Consider the following 14501-nt stretch of genomic DNA (forward strand, 5'->3'; position numbering starts at 1 on the left):
GCAATTAGCCTAAGCCAATTCGCATAAAAAAGCCGCATCTTTTTCAGACGCGGCTCTTTCACATATTTTTATTAGATCAGGTTTCAGCCTTGCCACCGCCAATGGCAACACCCATCCGTTTCATGATCACCCATTGCTGTAAAATGGACAAGCTGTTGTTCCATGCCCAATAGATCACAAGACCGGCCGGGAATGTACCCAATAGGAATGTGAAGAAAATTGGCATAAACATAAAGATTTTAGCTTGTACTGGATCAGCAGGTGCTGGGTTCAACTTCTGTTGTAAATACATGGTAACACCCATGATGATCGGCCAGATACCGATATTGATCATCGCCAATGCGGCTGGTACTTGCCAATCAAATAAGCCAAAACCTGTCAAAATAGTAAGCGGGTCCGGTGCAGACAGATCGTGAATCCAACCAAAGAATGGTGCATGGCGCATCTCAATGGTGATGAACAATACTTTATATAACGCAAAGAAGATCGGAATTTGTACCAAGATCGGTAAGCAACCCGCCATTGGATTTACTTTTTCTTTCTTATACAACCCCATCATTTCCTGTTGCATCTTTTGACGATCATCGCCAGCACGCTCTCTGATCTGTTGGATCTTTGGCTGCAACAACTTCATTTTAGACATGGATTGATAGGATTTATTCGCCAATGGGAAGAGCAACAATTTGATACCTAATGTCAGCACCAAAATTGCCACACCAAAGTTACCCAAAATCCCGTATAACCAATGAATTGCATAGAAGATTGGTTTTGTCAGGAAGTAGAACCAACCAAAATCAATAGCCAAATCGAAATTCAAGATTCCGAATTCTTCGCTATATTGATCAAATAAGGTTGTTTGTTTCGCACCAGCAAAAAGACGAGATGTCGTTTCAACAGTTTGTCCAGCCCCCACAACTATTTGCGGGTTCAAGAAATCTGCTTGATACCGATAGTCATTATTTGCAGGTGTTGCTTTAAAGCGTGTCGCAACTTCAACCGATTGATCCGGCACCAATGCAGACATCCAATATTTGTCTGTGATACCTAACCAGCCACCTGTTGTTGTTTCCTGAATTTGTTTATCATCCTGAATATCCCCATAAGAAAGCTCTTCCAGGGTTTCGTTAAACACGCCGGACATACCTTCATGCAGGATATAGAAATCCGTTGTTTCCGGTGTCTTGTTACGGGAAATAATACCGTAAGACGCAACAGAAACATTCTGGCCGCTTTCATTCACAACCTTCTGTGTCACAGTGAATAAATAATCTTTATCCAATGTAATCACTTGTTGGAATGTCAATCCTTGACCGTTATTCCAGCTTAATGTCACTGGTGTATCAATACCCAAGACATTCGCATCAGCAGACCAGATTGTGTCCTTGTTTGGTGCTGCGATACCTTTTTCAACCCACCAGCCAAATTCAGCATAATAGGCATTATGAGAACCTGTTGGTTGGAAGAGCTGGATTTTCGCGCTATCTGGGTCCAGCGTTTCACGATAATCTGTCAGGATCAAATCATCGATACGCGCGCCCTTTAAACTTAGGCTACCTTCTAAGCGATCTGTTTTAATTGCCAAGCGCGGCACATCTTTCAAGATGGCGCTGCGTGGGCGATCAATATTGAATTGAATTTCTTCGCCTGCGGGTGTCGGCATTTCTGCATTGGCGGTCGGGTTTGCTGGAACGGGCGTTCCATCAGCATTTACAACTTCGGCATTGGCAGCATCAGCTGCTTCCTGAAGACGTGGTTGTTCGTAAAGAAAATTCCAGCCCAGTAAAATTGCCAAAGACAAGACCACTGCAAGGATCAGATTTTTGTTTTCCATGGAAACCCCGGATAGTCACGTTTGCGTCGTAAAATAACGACAATTGAAACCTAGCCCAACAACAGGCCATCAACTGATACACATTGACTGCCTATATGACGAGTCCAAATTCATCATATAAGGTGATTTTTTTAAGATTTTAAGTCGACATGATGCGAAAGAGAGGAAATCGGCTTTAATTCTGATAGAACATCAATAAGAAAAGCGTCTTTATCGCCTGATGTTATGCCGTCTTGGTGGATGACTTTCCTTGATTAAGAAATGTATCACCGGAAATCTTATCCTGTTCACCTTGCTTCACAGCTTTGTTTGCAGCCTTACCTGAGGAAGATTGTAACAGGGATAACTGCTTCAAAGCGCGTTTCATATCACGCAAGAGAGTCGTATAAGGTCTTTTCGGGGAAGCAAACCGTGCAATTACCACATAATCATATCCGGCAATCGCCATTGTAGGCAAAGTATCTGCCACAACGGACCTTAGACGTCTGCGTGCCCGGTTCCGGGTTACTGCATTACCAATTTTCTTGCTAGCAGTATACCCGACCCGGATTGTCGCGTGGGGTGCGTCCACTGCGCCTTTCGGTGTCTCACGTACTTGAAGCACAAGCCCCGGAGTCGCAAAACTTCGTTTCGCACTGGCCACGCGCAGAAACTCAGACCGCCGCTTAAGAATCTCGACGGTGTGAGACATCTGACTTAAGCGGACAGACGCTTACGGCCTTTAGCGCGACGCGCAGCCAATACGTTACGACCACCTACTGTTGCTTTACGTGCACGGAAACCGTGGCGACGCTTGCGAACCAAGTTACTTGGTTGGAATGTACGTTTCATTTTATCTCTCCTAAATGAGGAATGTCCCAGTCTCTTATATGTCTAACAAACCAAAACATCCGTTTTCTGCCTAATCCCTTTTCGTAATCTTTATTCTATAATAGAAGAAAGACAGCCGAAATGGCACTTTAGGCGGAACCTAAAATTTCGAACGCGCTGTATAGTGCTGAAATACGGGTAAGTCAATGCCATCTGGTGAAAAAAGGCGGTATTCGTTTAAATAAAACCTGATTCATTTCATTTACAGGTCAGATCGTAGCCAACTTATCTGAAACACCCGAACTTAAGTCACCTAACATATCGCTCACGAAGGGTTTACCAGAGAGTGTATAGCCTTTTCCAGTCAAATTTTGCATAGTCGTGTTTATATTACAGCCCATTCTATGGAAAAACAGGTATGACTGACGTGACACAAGAAACAGCATCTAATAGCAAAATCAACAAACTCAAGAAACTCTTGCCTTTGTTTATATTGGCTGCTGGCCTGATTCTATTCTTTGGAACAGGGGCGCATAATTACATCAGTGAAGATGTTTTACGTGACAATCATGAAGCTCTTACCCAAGGTGTGGCAAGTTATCCCATCGTTGCACCACTTTTATTTGGTGCAGCTTATGTAGTTGTTGTTCTATTTTCCTTGCCAGGTGGCACATTAATGTCAGTCGCAGGTGGCTTCTTGTTTGGGCCATTTTATGGTGCCTTCCTTGTCGTCTTTTCAGCAACATTAGGAGCTTCAGGCCTATTTATTGCGGCCAAATCTTCGATCGGTGACAGTCTACGTGAAAAAGCTGGTCCATGGATGTCTAAATTGGAGGCTGGCTTTAAAAAGAATGAATTTAGCTACCTATTATTTTTACGCCTCGTTCCTGCATTCCCGTTTTTCGTGGTCAATCTCGTCCCAGCCTTCTTAGGTGTTAGTTTACGTAATTATGTGGTTGGTACATTTATAGGTATCATTCCTGGGGCTTTGGTATTCACATATTTTGGCGCAGGCCTTGGGAAAGTATTTGAATCAGGCGAAGCCTTCAGCCTTTCTGCCGTTGTCACACCGGAAATCTTGATTGCATTATCTGGCTTAGCAGGCCTTGCGCTTTTACCTGTGCTTATAAATAAAATCCGCAATAAGTAACTCACAGAATACTAGAATATTTGTTTTAAAATCAGAATTGTATTTAAGATAATATGAATTAGAATATTCTGAACATATTCTCATAAAGAAGTTGTATCCTTATCCATGTCAGATACGCCAAGCACAATTGATCGCAAAACACAAAACACCAATTGGTTCAGAAGCCTATCTGCCCGATTGTTGGTTTTGACAGTTAGCTTTGTGATGCTTTCTGAATTCCTAATTTTTGCTCCCTCTGTTGCAAATTTCCGACTTAACTGGCTTCATGAAAAATTAAATGCAGCACATTTAGCAGTTTTAACATTGGATGCAGCACCTGATGGCATGGTTTCAAAGGAAATGGAATCCACTTTATTAACCCATGTTGGCGTTAACAGCATTGCAGTAAAACGTGTGGGCATGCGGCAAGCTATGTTAAATGACATGCCGCCTAATGTAGATGAGAGTTTCGATCTAAGGGATCCCATGTTCTTCCCGCTTATTCTTGACGCCTTTCAAACTTTCGCTAGTGAGAATGGAAAAGTTATAAGAGTTATTGGCTTTTCACCTCATGATAACAAAACTGAGATCGAAATTATTCTGAGCCAACATCCGCTTGTAGAAGATATTCGTGCCTTTGGATGGCGCATCGTTGCCCTATCCTTATTCATTTCCATAATTACAGCCGGGTTAGTATATCTTTCTTTGCAGTGGTTTTTGGTGCGTCCAATGCGCAAACTTACTAGCAATATGGTGCGTTTTGCAGAAAACCCGGAAGACGAAAGCCGTATTATGATCCCTGGCAGCCGTCGTGACGAAGTTGGAAAAGCTCAACAGGAACTGTCCGGTTTACAGCGAAACTTACATAACTTGCTAAAGCAAAAAGAACATTTAGCTGCTCTTGGAACCGCCGTTGCCAAAATCAATCACGACCTGCGCGGTATTCTTTCAACTGCTCTTGTTGTCTCCGACCGTCTTGAAACATCAGATGACCCAAAGGAAGTGCGCAAGATCGCCCCAACCTTAATTTCAGCAATTGATCGCGCTGTAAATCTTTGCAGCCAGACTTTAAACTTCGTAGGTCAGGAAACACCTCCTATTAATGTCACGAAATTCTGTTTAGCGCCCGTTATTCAGGAAATTAGCGAAGGCATAAAGGGCGATATTCGTATTCTTTCGGAAATTAAGCAAAACAGAGAACTCGAAGCTGATCGCGATCATATTTTTAGAGTCATCACTAATTTAATTCAAAACTCAGTTCAAGCAGGCGCAGAAACTATCCGGATCACATTGGAAGGTGAAGATCAGGACTTCTGGTTGTTGGATTTGGAAGATGATGGTCCTGGCTTGCCACCAAGGGCAGAAAAGAATTTATTCAAGCCATTTCAAAGCTCTGCAAGAAGTGGAGGTACAGGCCTAGGCCTTGTGACTGCCCGTGAATTGATACGGGCGCATGGTGGAGACCTATGGTTACTGGAAACTGGTGAGACGGGAACCGTCTTCCGTATCCACCTACCACATCATATTCACGGTTGAATAAAAAATACCAAAATAGCTAAACTAGTGCTTGCAGAAACCCTTTTTTTTCTAAATTATATGCTAATAGATTGGAAAATATTGAGATAAATCAATTTTTCCTATTATACGAAGCATAGAAACAACCTATGCGTTATGGATTAAAGGGCAAGATTATGGGTATTACGGCTGCTGGCAAAACCCGCATTTTTGACGATTCCCTCAATGCTGATGAAAAATTAGCGCGTTCGAATCCTTGCGCTGATTGCACGGTTCGGAATCTGTCTTTTTGCAATTGCCTCAACAATCAAGAATTAGAAGAGCTTGATGCGATTGTGACGCATCTAGAAGTTCCCGCGCGTGCACCAATTATTGATGAAAAAGAACCTGCCGAGTTTCTATTTAATGTCACTGGTGGCGCAGTTAAATTATACAAGCTGCTCGCGGATGGTCGACGTCAGATCACTGGTTTCCTCTTTGCAGGCGATTTTTTAGGTATTGCGATGAAAGACAATTATGTCTATTCCGCAGAATCCGTGAATAAAACGACTCTTTGCCGCTTCCGCCGCACAGAATTGGAAGAAATGGTGGATAAGCACGCCAAACTTTCCAAGCAGATGCTGAATATGGCATCCAATGAATTGGAAATGGCACAAGAACAAATGTTACTTTTAGGTCGCAAGACAGCTAAAGAAAAACTTTGTAGCTTCCTTCTGACTCTTTCCAAGCGCGCAGAAAAACGTGGCGAGGCAGCGACACCTATTTATGTACCGATGAGTCGTGCAGATATCGGTGACTATCTTGGCCTCACAACCGAAACCGTCAGCCGGACTTTCACGAACTTAAAACGAGATCGCGTTATTCGCTTACAAGAAGGAAGCATGATCCATCTGAATGATCTTGAGGAATTAGAAGACCATTCAGAAGGACTTTAGAAAACATCACTTCTGAAATTGTAATATTAGACCGGGCTGTTATGCCCGGTTTTATTTTGTCTAAACAAAAGGGCGACTAAAAAGCCGCCCTTTTCGAAAGATATAGCCAATCAAAGATCAGTCCTTAATCTTCACATTTCGTTCGGCGATTGGTTGTGCATAACCAAGGTCCATATCCCACGGGAAATAGATCCATGTGTCTTGGGATACTTCAGTGATAAATGTATCCACCATTGGGCGACCAGCAGGTTTTGCATAAACAGTTGCGAAATGCGCTTTTGGAAGCATTTCACGTACAACTTTTGCTGTGGTACCTGTGTCTACCAAATCATCAATGATCAACCAGTCTTCACCATCTTCTGTGGCAACAACTTCTTTCATTACAGCAGAAGTCCCGAGATCTTTGTGATCATAAGATGCCACACAAGCCGTATCGATCAAACGAATGTTCAGTTCACGGGAAATAATCGCCGCTGGCACCAAGCCACCACGAGTGATTGCCACGATACCTTTAAACGGGCCTTTTTCTTGTAAGCGAAATGCCAAAGCGCGGGCATTGCGATGTAATTCATCCCAAGATACTGGGAAATCCATACGATAATTGTCAGCCATAATTTCTTCCTTTATCGACTTTATTTTTATCGGAACAGGGGAATTCCGAAATTCCAAACCAATTAGTATTTTATAGAGTTAGCCCGGCATCCTTAGGGACAACCGGGCTATATATTCTTTTAGAAAGGATAAACCTTTCAAAATGCTCTTTTAAGCAAATGACAATTACATCATGCTTTAATGAACATATAAGTGAACTTCATTTGCTGTTGCACTTGGGCTTTCTTGTGCCAACATTTGAACACGGCCACTTGGCACACCCATATCACGTAAGGAGCGAAGAACAGCTTCACCATTACGTTTAGCTGCAGATGCATTCAAAGCGATCTGTGCTGCTGTACCGCGTTGAGGGCTGATTGCAACCAAATCAAAGGTCGCTGTCGGCTTACGAGATAACGCCTGACTTACAGCATTATATAATGCTTGTTGATATTGCACATTTGGACGATCAAAACGAATGATAACCAACGGGCGATCAGAGGCTTTTGGTACAGAAGACTGTGCTTCTGCACGTGCCAGAGTCTCTGTCTGTGTGAAAGCGCGTGTTGCAAGGCTTGAACCATACAACTCACCATTTTTAATCGCCAAGGATAATGTTGTCATATTTTGACGTTCATTATTCACATAGATGTTTTGACGGTTCATGTCCTGCGACAGATCAGTCATCAAACGATCAATTATCACCATTGTCTGAAGGACATCATCTTCTAGGACTTCCAAACGTACATGGTCAGATTCAACCGCACCACTTAAACCATATGTCGCCTGTACCGCGCTCAACAAATACTGCCCGAAAGCAGCAGAGTCAGCAGCGTCATTAGACAATTTTGTCATTTGCGGAATTGTTTCTGCAACTTGTTCAAGCTCAATTTGTGCCTGATTCCATTGGTCAACCAAGATTGGGTTACCTGGTGTTGATCCGCGCTGTAGGCGCGCTGTGATCATGCCTAATAATGCATGATAATCATCAGATCCCTTTTCAGCATCCATCTGGATGGAACCTAAACGACCTTGAAGCCCAGCAACTTGATCTTGTAACTTACCAAGATCGCCTGCCATTTCATCAACTTTGTCACCCACGAAGGTAACAGGCTCACCAGCCGCCGCATATGTCGGTGCCGCAGCAGTTGTTGTATTTGCAACAGGGGCCGGAGCCGGCGCCGGAGCAACTGTTGATGTTTGTGTTGTCGAACTAGAAGTTGTTGCCGCAGAAGACGCACCTTCGTCAGACCATAAAGATCCACAACCTGACAAAAACAATGCTAAACTCGCACTAACGGCTAATTTCTTTGAAACACCCATGCCCCAAGACTGCCTTTTATTATTCAATGACTTTACCCAATGCTTAATTCATAAACTAATCCGAAGGAGAAAAGATTGCAATCTAACAAGCTGCCATCCTTCAAATTTGTTTACTCAAATGCAAGCGAAACAACATCGCACGATTCTGAAATCATGACAAATATTGATCGCCCCCTAAGATAACTTTGACGATGCTGTAACATATTTACCGTCTAAGTCAAAACAGTTTAAGCTTTTTTAACAGATAATCGCAAGCTTCAACCACCTGTTTATTTGATTTTATTCCAAAAATTTAACTTGGGGCCGATCAATTGATGCAAAAAAGCAACGCCTTCTATCCTAGCCAGAAATATATTTTTGACGGTTTTCCAATGATTTTGAAATTTTTGTAAAATAAATTTAACTTTTTTCAGTTTCAGGGGTTGCCAAAGCCATCAGGAAACAGTACATAAGCGCCCGTCGAGAGAACAATGCTTCTCCAAACAATATGCGCCCGTAGCTCAGCTGGATAGAGTACCTGACTACGAATCAGATGGTCGGAGGTTCGAATCCTTCCGGGCGCGCCAAAAAACCCCGAAGCTTGCTTCGGGGTTTTCTGCTTTTTAAGCCTATTTCAAACTTTTCTACCTATTCATCCGATAGCGGCATATCAAGGATTTTCCCTACATCGTTACTATAGACAGCTATTCCTTTATCGAGATCGTATTCAAGACGCGTATCTTGCTGTTCAAATTCATACCCGTAACAATGAAGATGTAAAAACGGTTGGTGATCAATATGCTCAATAGAATGAATACCACGCGTCATGCATGAAGCTGCACTACCAGGCCCGACAACAACGCTGCCTTTATTGACTAGCTCTGCTGGCCCTTCCGTTAAATCACCATCTTTGCGTTCATAAAAGTAATGACGTTCATGCCCGTGAACACCCGCGATAATCGCCCAAGCCTTGCCATGATCATGAGGGCGATACACACCCCCAGATCTAGTTACATAAACATATAATGCATTCTGTCCATCTTCATCAGAAAAAATCTTATAAAGCGTTTCATTCGCTTTTTCAGGAATGGGGAAATCTTCGTATGGGAAAAGCTCTGATTTCTTTGCTAATTCAATCAAATATTCTTTTGCCGTATCAATGACGTCAACAGCATGAGGTTGAGCCATAGTTTTAGAAACCGCATCCATTGTCTTACGGATCGCAGTTGATCGTCTTTGATGACGTTCATTCGGCTTCATATGGCTCCCCCCTAAGTCTTTATGCCTGCACCTCAATCAAGCGACGTAACATTTTCTCACACAATTCCACTTGTGAAATTTCAATAAATTCATTGGGTTGATGTGCTTGATCAATGGAACCAGGCCCACAAATAATTGTCGAATATCCTGCTTCTTGGAATTGTCCAGCTTCGGCAGCATAAGGCACAACTTGCGTGGTGTTTTGCCCGGTTAATTGACGCACCAATGCATCGGCTGCTCCGTCTTCTTCGGGGCATAGAGCAGGTACCTCTGATTCAATAACAGTAACAATATCGCAATCATCAGAGATCTTCTTCATATCCGGAATAAGGGTCTCACAATAGTCACGGAAACGCTTCACAAACTGATGCGGATCATCCCCCGGCATGGTCCGAATATCCCATTCAAACTCGCAATCGCGTGCAATGATATTACCCGCAGTGCCACCATTTATCACACCAACTGTTAATGTTGAATAAGGTGGATCAAATTCCAAACTAGTGTCTGCAGCGGCTTTATTTTCGGCCATCATCTCGGTGATAAAATTCACAAGCTTCGCACCGATCATAACAGCACTCACGCCACGTTCCACTTGCGAGGAATGTACTTCATGCCCACGAATATGTGTGCGCAAGCCTAAGATACCCTTATGCGCGTTTGTAATCTTCATATCCGTTGGTTCACCAACAATTACCGCGTGAGATTTAGGGAGTAGTTCTGCCATCTCAGAAATCATGGCTGGCGCCCCAACACAACCAACTTCTTCATCGTAACTCAACGCAAAATGAATTGGTTTCTTCAAATTGGCTTTCAACATCTCTGGTACTAAAGCCAAGCCGATCGCTGAGAAACTTTTCATATCACAGGTGCCACGACCGTAAAGCTTGCCTTCTTTTTCAACAATCGACCAAGGGTCCGTATCCCAAGGCTGTCCTTCAACAGGGACGACATCCGTATGACCGGATAACACAACACCGCCCTCTGTTTTAGGGCCAACAGTCGCATATAAATTTGCTTTACTTTTATCTTCGTTATAAACGCGTTGGCTTTCGACACCATGGCTTTTTAGATAATCCTCCACAAATTCGATCAATGGCAGATTACTTAAGGAAGATGTTGTATTAAAGCCGATAAGTTTTTCAATCATTTCACGGCTGGTATAGATGTCACCCATAATGCCCCTCTATTCTTCTGTTTCTTCTTTTTTACGACTAAACAACAAGAAGATCACTAACAAAGTGATGCCAAGACTAAACCATGTAATCGCATATTGCAGATGATTATTGGCCAGTTTCAAATGCCATTGCTTCCCAATCGGGAACCCACCCGGCACCTGATCATCCGCAGAAAGAAGATAATAATCAGCAAGATCATAACCGACAGCTTCTTTTGCCTGTTCCATATCAATATAGAACCACACATTTTTGGTTAGATCATTATCTGGAATAAACATATTTCGGCCCTTAGGGAAACGCAGCAAGCCGGACACTTCCTGTATGCCACCTACCAAGCCTGCAACGCGATTTTCTTTTTTGTCACGCCCATCTTCAAATGGGGCCCAACCGCGGTTCACCAAGATCGCGCCCTGACCATCTTCGCGCACCAATGGGGTTAGAACATGCACCCCCGGATTCCCATTCAAAGAACGGTTCACCAAATATATTTCATGCTCATGATCAAAAATACCACGTACCGTGAAAGGACGAAATTCCGTATCCTCTTCATCCAGACTGCCTGCCGGTAATTCAGCCGCAGGGGAATTGGCACGGGATATCATTTTATCAATAAGGTCATTTTTCCATTGCAGGCGTTGCACCTGCCAGAAGCATAAACCAAAAATAATGATAAGGGCAGGAACTGCCATCAGGGTTGGAATAAGTTTAAATTGAAATCGCATGGTCCACCAAAATACCCAAATAAATAATTTAGATATTGATAGGCGGATTAATCCTCTGCGTCAAAGGTATTTCGGCCTTCTTCACCAGCTTTTTGTTTATATTCCAACGCAAAAAATAATGCTTTGGAGGGCTGAAGGAGCCACAAAGTCAACGCGATAATAACCGGGAAGGTAACCACAATCTGAATCCAGAAAGGTGAATCAAATTTAAATTGAAGCCAGACACCAAGCCCAACCCCAATAAAACCAACAAGTAACATAATAAAGGGAACAGCAGCATCCCCAACATTGGCTTTGGTAAAGTCCAGATCGCAATGATCACAACGATCTGCCATTTTCAAATATTTAATAAAGAGACGCCCCCGCCCACAACGTGGACAGAGGCATCGAATAGCAACATGAAAAGGCGATTGTGGCGGAAAATCAGAAGGGGATTCACCAGTCGCCTTATCCATATCTATATCCTTTCTCTAGGAACTGTTTGAAGTTCTATGAACGGATTAACCACCCATCCAATAAACAGCCACAAACAGGAACAACCATACAACGTCGACAAAATGCCAATACCATGCAGCTGCTTCAAAACCGAAATGAGATGTTGGTGTGAAAGCGCCTTTTTTCGCACGGAATAAACATACAGCCAGGAAGATAGTACCAACGATTACGTGGAAACCATGGAAGCCTGTCGCCATGTAGAATACAGAAGAATAAATGCCATCGCCAAAACCAAATGTAGCATGACCATACTCATATGCCTGTAATGCCGTAAAGCAAAGACCTAGAAGAACTGTGATAGTCAAGGCATTGATAACTTGCTCGCGATGACCTTCACGCAACGCATGATGCGCCCATGTCACGGTACAACCAGATAAAAGCAAAATCAGTGTATTCATGAATGGCAAATCCCAAGCATTGAATGTTTCAACACCTACTGGTGGCCATTCACCACCTGTTGCTTCCACACGAAGAACTTGTGCAACTTCATCAAAGTAGAAAGCAATATCAAAATATGCCCAGAAGAAAGCTACGAAGAACATAACTTCAGATGCAATAAACAGGCTCATACCATAACGCATTGCCAATTGCACAACTGGTTTATGATGGCCTTCGTTACCTTCGCGGATCACATCGCGCCACCAGCCATACATTGTGTATAGAACTAGCAACACACCTGGAAGAATCTTCCATGCGCCCAGGCTTTCAAGACCTGGCAACATGATATCCGGGTGGAAATACCAAACGGCACCAAATGCCAAAACGAAACCGGACCAAGAGCCAACGAATGGCCATGGGCTCGGATCAACCAAATGATAATCATGGTTCGGGGCGTGATTTTCTGCGCTCATAATCCCCCATCCCTTTCTATAATTTTGCCTTACCGGATATCTGATTTCTGTTTCCAGAAATTCCCTCAGCACCAGTTTGGCGGTTCACCAGAAGGATCTTCCTATCCCGCATCTGCGGTAACAGGAGAAATCCCATTCTTGTTTTCGACCGTATCTTGTACTTCGTCTTCCTCCTCCTCTTCGAGGCGGAAGAAAGTATAAGACAAGGTAATTGTTTTAATGTCGTCCATATGTGGGTCTTCAGCGATTTCCGGGTCGACATAGAATTCAACCGGCATATCAACTTCTTCCCCGGGTCTAAGCACTTGTTCTGTAAAACAGAAACAATCGACTTTTACGAAATATGGCCCCGCTTTCTGCGGTGTTACATTGAAAGTTGCAGTCCCTTTGATGATTTCGTCACTGGTATTTTTAGCCCGATAAAAAGCAACACCATTTTGACCAACCTTCATCTCGATTTTGAGCTGTACCGGATCAAATTCCCACGGCAACGCCGCGTTGGTACTTGCATCAAATCGAATGGTTACGTCACGATCCAAGACCACATCTGATGCTTCTTCAGCTTGTTGGGTTGTGCCACCATAACCGGTTACACGACAAAACAAATCATAAAGAGGAACAGATGCATAAGTTAATCCCACCATAAAACACACAGATAGAACCGTGTATATCGCAACACGTTTGTTTCTTTGTGCCATTTTATCAGAATCAACAGTCATCGAATGAACTTTCACCTAAAAAACGCTTTCAAATCTATCCTAGAGGCTCGTGATACGAACGTAGGACACCATATAAAGCAAAACAATAAATCCAACCAAAGCCAAGCCTAGAACAATATTCTTTTGACGTAGACGTTTCGCACGATCTGCTTTTTCGTCTTCAGTTTCTTGTACTTGATCGTTCATGATCGTAGCCTCCATATTTACCCCCATAATGTATTCGGGCTGTCCATCACCAACACGGCAAACAGCATAAATAGGTATAGGATTGAGAAACCAAACATGCGTTTGGCTTGCTTATATTCGGTCTTTTCACCATCTTCCCGCATAACAGCAATTGCGGCTGCCAAGAAGACAAGGTTCAATGCCAAAGAAACAGTAAAGTAAATCCAACCAGCAAAGCCAAGGAAAGTTGGCGCAGCGGCGATTGGGAACAGAGTTAATGTATAAAATAACATCTGCTTCTTGGTTGTTTCTTCACCAGATACAACTGGCAACATTGGTACGCCTGCCTTTGCATAATCCTTGCAACGGAACAATGCCAACGCCCAGAAATGCGGCGGCGTCCAAAGGAAAATCAAAGAAAAGAGTACAATTGGCTCCCATGAGACATCAACGGTGACTGCCGCCCATCCAATCATCGGCGGGAAAGCACCAGCCGCCCCACCGATCACAATATTTTGCGGGGTGGAACGTTTTAGCCACATGGTATAAATGAACACATAGAAAAGAATTGCACCTGCCAACAGAGCCGCAGCCACGTAATTCACGGCAACAGCCATCAAAAATACAGACGCAAAAGACAAAATAACACCAAAGCTTAAAGCTTCGTCAGGGTTCATTTTGCCCGCTGGAATTGGACGATCCTTTGTACGTGCCATGACCAGATCAATATCGCGGTCATACCACATATTAATTGCCCCAGCAGCACCAGAACCAACAGCAATGCAAAGGATTGCAACCGCTGCCAACAACGGATGCATTTCGCCCGGTGCTACCAACAAACCTGCCATCCCGGAAAACACAACAAGGGACATCACACGTGGCTTTAACAAAGCCACATAATCTTTCACCTCAGCTGGATAATGACCTGCGCGGGCAACATAGTCCGTCGCGTCATTTTCTTTTGTTTCCGTAATATCCAATGCCGTATCTGACATATTCAA

16 protein-coding genes and 1 tRNA gene are annotated in these 14501 nt (G+C 43.4%); 4 read left to right on the top strand and 13 right to left on the bottom strand.

Annotated features, from left to right (window positions below):
• Positions 1 to 76: 76 nt before the first annotated feature.
• The 3 genes from yidC to rpmH form a co-directional block, all read right to left on the bottom strand.
• Positions 77 to 1831: a membrane protein insertase YidC gene (gene yidC / locus ACOQOA_RS08420; protein WP_420548203.1), complete on the bottom strand. Its 1755-nt coding sequence runs from the start codon at positions 1829 to 1831 to the stop codon at positions 77 to 79.
• Between the two features lie 223 nt (positions 1832 to 2054).
• A complete protein-coding gene (gene rnpA / locus ACOQOA_RS08425) occupies positions 2055 to 2522 on the bottom strand; it encodes a ribonuclease P protein component (protein WP_420548204.1) in 468 nt (155 codons plus the stop codon).
• 5 nt (positions 2523 to 2527) lie between these two features.
• The gene (gene rpmH, locus ACOQOA_RS08430; protein WP_155157148.1) at positions 2528 to 2662 is read right to left on the bottom strand and encodes a 50S ribosomal protein L34; all 135 of its coding nucleotides are present in this window, start codon (positions 2660 to 2662) and stop codon (positions 2528 to 2530) included.
• A gap of 397 nt (positions 2663 to 3059) precedes the next feature.
• Here rpmH and ACOQOA_RS08435 point away from each other — a divergent pair, with 397 nt between their 5' ends.
• From ACOQOA_RS08435 to ACOQOA_RS08445, 3 genes are all read left to right on the top strand, one after another.
• Positions 3060 to 3791 (top strand): TVP38/TMEM64 family protein, encoded by a 732-nt coding sequence (locus ACOQOA_RS08435; RefSeq protein ID WP_420548205.1) that lies wholly within the window; start codon positions 3060 to 3062, stop codon positions 3789 to 3791.
• A gap of 105 nt (positions 3792 to 3896) precedes the next feature.
• Entirely contained in the window at positions 3897 to 5306 is a 1410-nt protein-coding gene (locus ACOQOA_RS08440; RefSeq protein ID WP_420548206.1) for a sensor histidine kinase, read from the top strand.
• A gap of 155 nt (positions 5307 to 5461) precedes the next feature.
• Positions 5462 to 6220, top strand: a complete 759-nt coding sequence (locus ACOQOA_RS08445; protein ID WP_420548207.1) for a helix-turn-helix domain-containing protein — start codon at positions 5462 to 5464, stop codon at positions 6218 to 6220.
• Positions 6221 to 6337: 117 nt separating this feature from the next.
• Here the strand turns inward: ACOQOA_RS08445 and gpt are convergent, their stop codons facing one another.
• Both gpt and ACOQOA_RS08455 read right to left on the bottom strand, forming a co-directional pair.
• Positions 6338 to 6832: a xanthine phosphoribosyltransferase gene (gene gpt, locus ACOQOA_RS08450; RefSeq protein WP_155157140.1), complete on the bottom strand. Its 495-nt coding sequence runs from the start codon at positions 6830 to 6832 to the stop codon at positions 6338 to 6340.
• A 177-nt stretch (positions 6833 to 7009) separates the two neighbouring features.
• A complete protein-coding gene (locus ACOQOA_RS08455; protein WP_420548208.1) occupies positions 7010 to 8134 on the bottom strand; it encodes a hypothetical protein in 1125 nt (374 codons plus the stop codon).
• 489 nt (positions 8135 to 8623) lie between these two features.
• Between ACOQOA_RS08455 and ACOQOA_RS08460 the strand changes: the two genes are divergently transcribed.
• Positions 8624 to 8700: transfer RNA gene (locus ACOQOA_RS08460), tRNA-Arg, on the top strand.
• Between the two features lie 61 nt (positions 8701 to 8761).
• Here the strand turns inward: ACOQOA_RS08460 and ACOQOA_RS08465 are convergent.
• The 8 genes from ACOQOA_RS08465 to ACOQOA_RS08500 all read right to left on the bottom strand — a co-directional run bounded on the left by ACOQOA_RS08465 (position 8762) and on the right by ACOQOA_RS08500 (position 14495).
• Positions 8762 to 9373: a hypothetical protein gene (locus ACOQOA_RS08465; protein WP_420548209.1), complete on the bottom strand. Its 612-nt coding sequence runs from the start codon at positions 9371 to 9373 to the stop codon at positions 8762 to 8764.
• Between the two features lie 19 nt (positions 9374 to 9392).
• Positions 9393 to 10547 (bottom strand): acetylornithine deacetylase, encoded by a 1155-nt coding sequence (argE, locus tag ACOQOA_RS08470; protein ID WP_420548210.1) that lies wholly within the window; start codon positions 10545 to 10547, stop codon positions 9393 to 9395.
• Between the two features lie 9 nt (positions 10548 to 10556).
• A complete protein-coding gene (locus tag ACOQOA_RS08475; protein ID WP_420548211.1) occupies positions 10557 to 11270 on the bottom strand; it encodes an SURF1 family protein in 714 nt (237 codons plus the stop codon).
• Positions 11271 to 11317: 47 nt separating this feature from the next.
• Positions 11318 to 11725, bottom strand: coding sequence for a DUF983 domain-containing protein (locus tag ACOQOA_RS08480; protein WP_420548212.1), 408 nt, complete (start codon positions 11723 to 11725; stop codon positions 11318 to 11320).
• A gap of 45 nt (positions 11726 to 11770) precedes the next feature.
• Positions 11771 to 12616 carry a cytochrome c oxidase subunit 3 gene (locus ACOQOA_RS08485; protein ID WP_420548213.1) on the bottom strand — a complete coding sequence of 282 codons (846 nt, stop codon included), beginning with the start codon at positions 12614 to 12616 and terminating at the stop codon, positions 11771 to 11773.
• 101 nt (positions 12617 to 12717) lie between these two features.
• The gene (locus ACOQOA_RS08490) at positions 12718 to 13335 is read right to left on the bottom strand and encodes a cytochrome c oxidase assembly protein (protein ID WP_420548214.1); all 618 of its coding nucleotides are present in this window, start codon (positions 13333 to 13335) and stop codon (positions 12718 to 12720) included.
• Positions 13336 to 13374: 39 nt separating this feature from the next.
• The gene (locus tag ACOQOA_RS08495; RefSeq protein ID WP_420548215.1) at positions 13375 to 13521 is read right to left on the bottom strand and encodes a hypothetical protein; all 147 of its coding nucleotides are present in this window, start codon (positions 13519 to 13521) and stop codon (positions 13375 to 13377) included.
• Positions 13522 to 13538: 17 nt separating this feature from the next.
• Positions 13539 to 14495, bottom strand: coding sequence for a heme o synthase (locus ACOQOA_RS08500; RefSeq protein ID WP_420548216.1), 957 nt, complete (start codon positions 14493 to 14495; stop codon positions 13539 to 13541).
• Positions 14496 to 14501: the final 6 nt, after the last annotated feature.

It is taken from the genome of Curvivirga sp., assembly GCF_965219885.1.
Classification (GTDB): domain Bacteria; phylum Pseudomonadota; class Alphaproteobacteria; order UBA8366; family Aestuariispiraceae; genus Curvivirga.

Bases quoted from the DNA above. Each gene is read 5' to 3' on its own strand.
- ACOQOA_RS08480 (WP_420548212.1), bottom strand. From the start codon at position 11,725: ATGGATAAGGCGACTGGTGAATCCCCTTCTGATTTTCCGCCACAATCG.
- ACOQOA_RS08495 (WP_420548215.1), bottom strand. From the start codon at position 13,521: ATGAACGATCAAGTACAAGAAACTGAAGACGAAAAAGCAGATCGTGCG.
- argE (WP_420548210.1), bottom strand. From the start codon at position 10,547: ATGGGTGACATCTATACCAGCCGTGAAATGATTGAAAAACTTATCGGC.
- ACOQOA_RS08455 (WP_420548208.1), bottom strand. From the start codon at position 8,134: ATGGGTGTTTCAAAGAAATTAGCCGTTAGTGCGAGTTTAGCATTGTTT.
- rpmH (WP_155157148.1), bottom strand. From the start codon at position 2,662: ATGAAACGTACATTCCAACCAAGTAACTTGGTTCGCAAGCGTCGCCAC.
- ACOQOA_RS08465 (WP_420548209.1), bottom strand. From the start codon at position 9,373: ATGAAGCCGAATGAACGTCATCAAAGACGATCAACTGCGATCCGTAAG.
- ACOQOA_RS08485 (WP_420548213.1), bottom strand. From the start codon at position 12,616: ATGAGCGCAGAAAATCACGCCCCGAACCATGATTATCATTTGGTTGAT.
- gpt (WP_155157140.1), bottom strand. From the start codon at position 6,832: ATGGCTGACAATTATCGTATGGATTTCCCAGTATCTTGGGATGAATTA.
- ACOQOA_RS08500 (WP_420548216.1), bottom strand. From the start codon at position 14,495: ATGTCAGATACGGCATTGGATATTACGGAAACAAAAGAAAATGACGCG.
- yidC (WP_420548203.1), bottom strand. From the start codon at position 1,831: ATGGAAAACAAAAATCTGATCCTTGCAGTGGTCTTGTCTTTGGCAATT.
- ACOQOA_RS08435 (WP_420548205.1), top strand. From the start codon at position 3,060: ATGACTGACGTGACACAAGAAACAGCATCTAATAGCAAAATCAACAAA.
- ACOQOA_RS08490 (WP_420548214.1), bottom strand. From the start codon at position 13,335: ATGACTGTTGATTCTGATAAAATGGCACAAAGAAACAAACGTGTTGCG.
- rnpA (WP_420548204.1), bottom strand. From the start codon at position 2,522: ATGTCTCACACCGTCGAGATTCTTAAGCGGCGGTCTGAGTTTCTGCGC.
- ACOQOA_RS08445 (WP_420548207.1), top strand. From the start codon at position 5,462: ATGGGTATTACGGCTGCTGGCAAAACCCGCATTTTTGACGATTCCCTC.
- ACOQOA_RS08475 (WP_420548211.1), bottom strand. From the start codon at position 11,270: ATGCGATTTCAATTTAAACTTATTCCAACCCTGATGGCAGTTCCTGCC.
- ACOQOA_RS08440 (WP_420548206.1), top strand. From the start codon at position 3,897: ATGTCAGATACGCCAAGCACAATTGATCGCAAAACACAAAACACCAAT.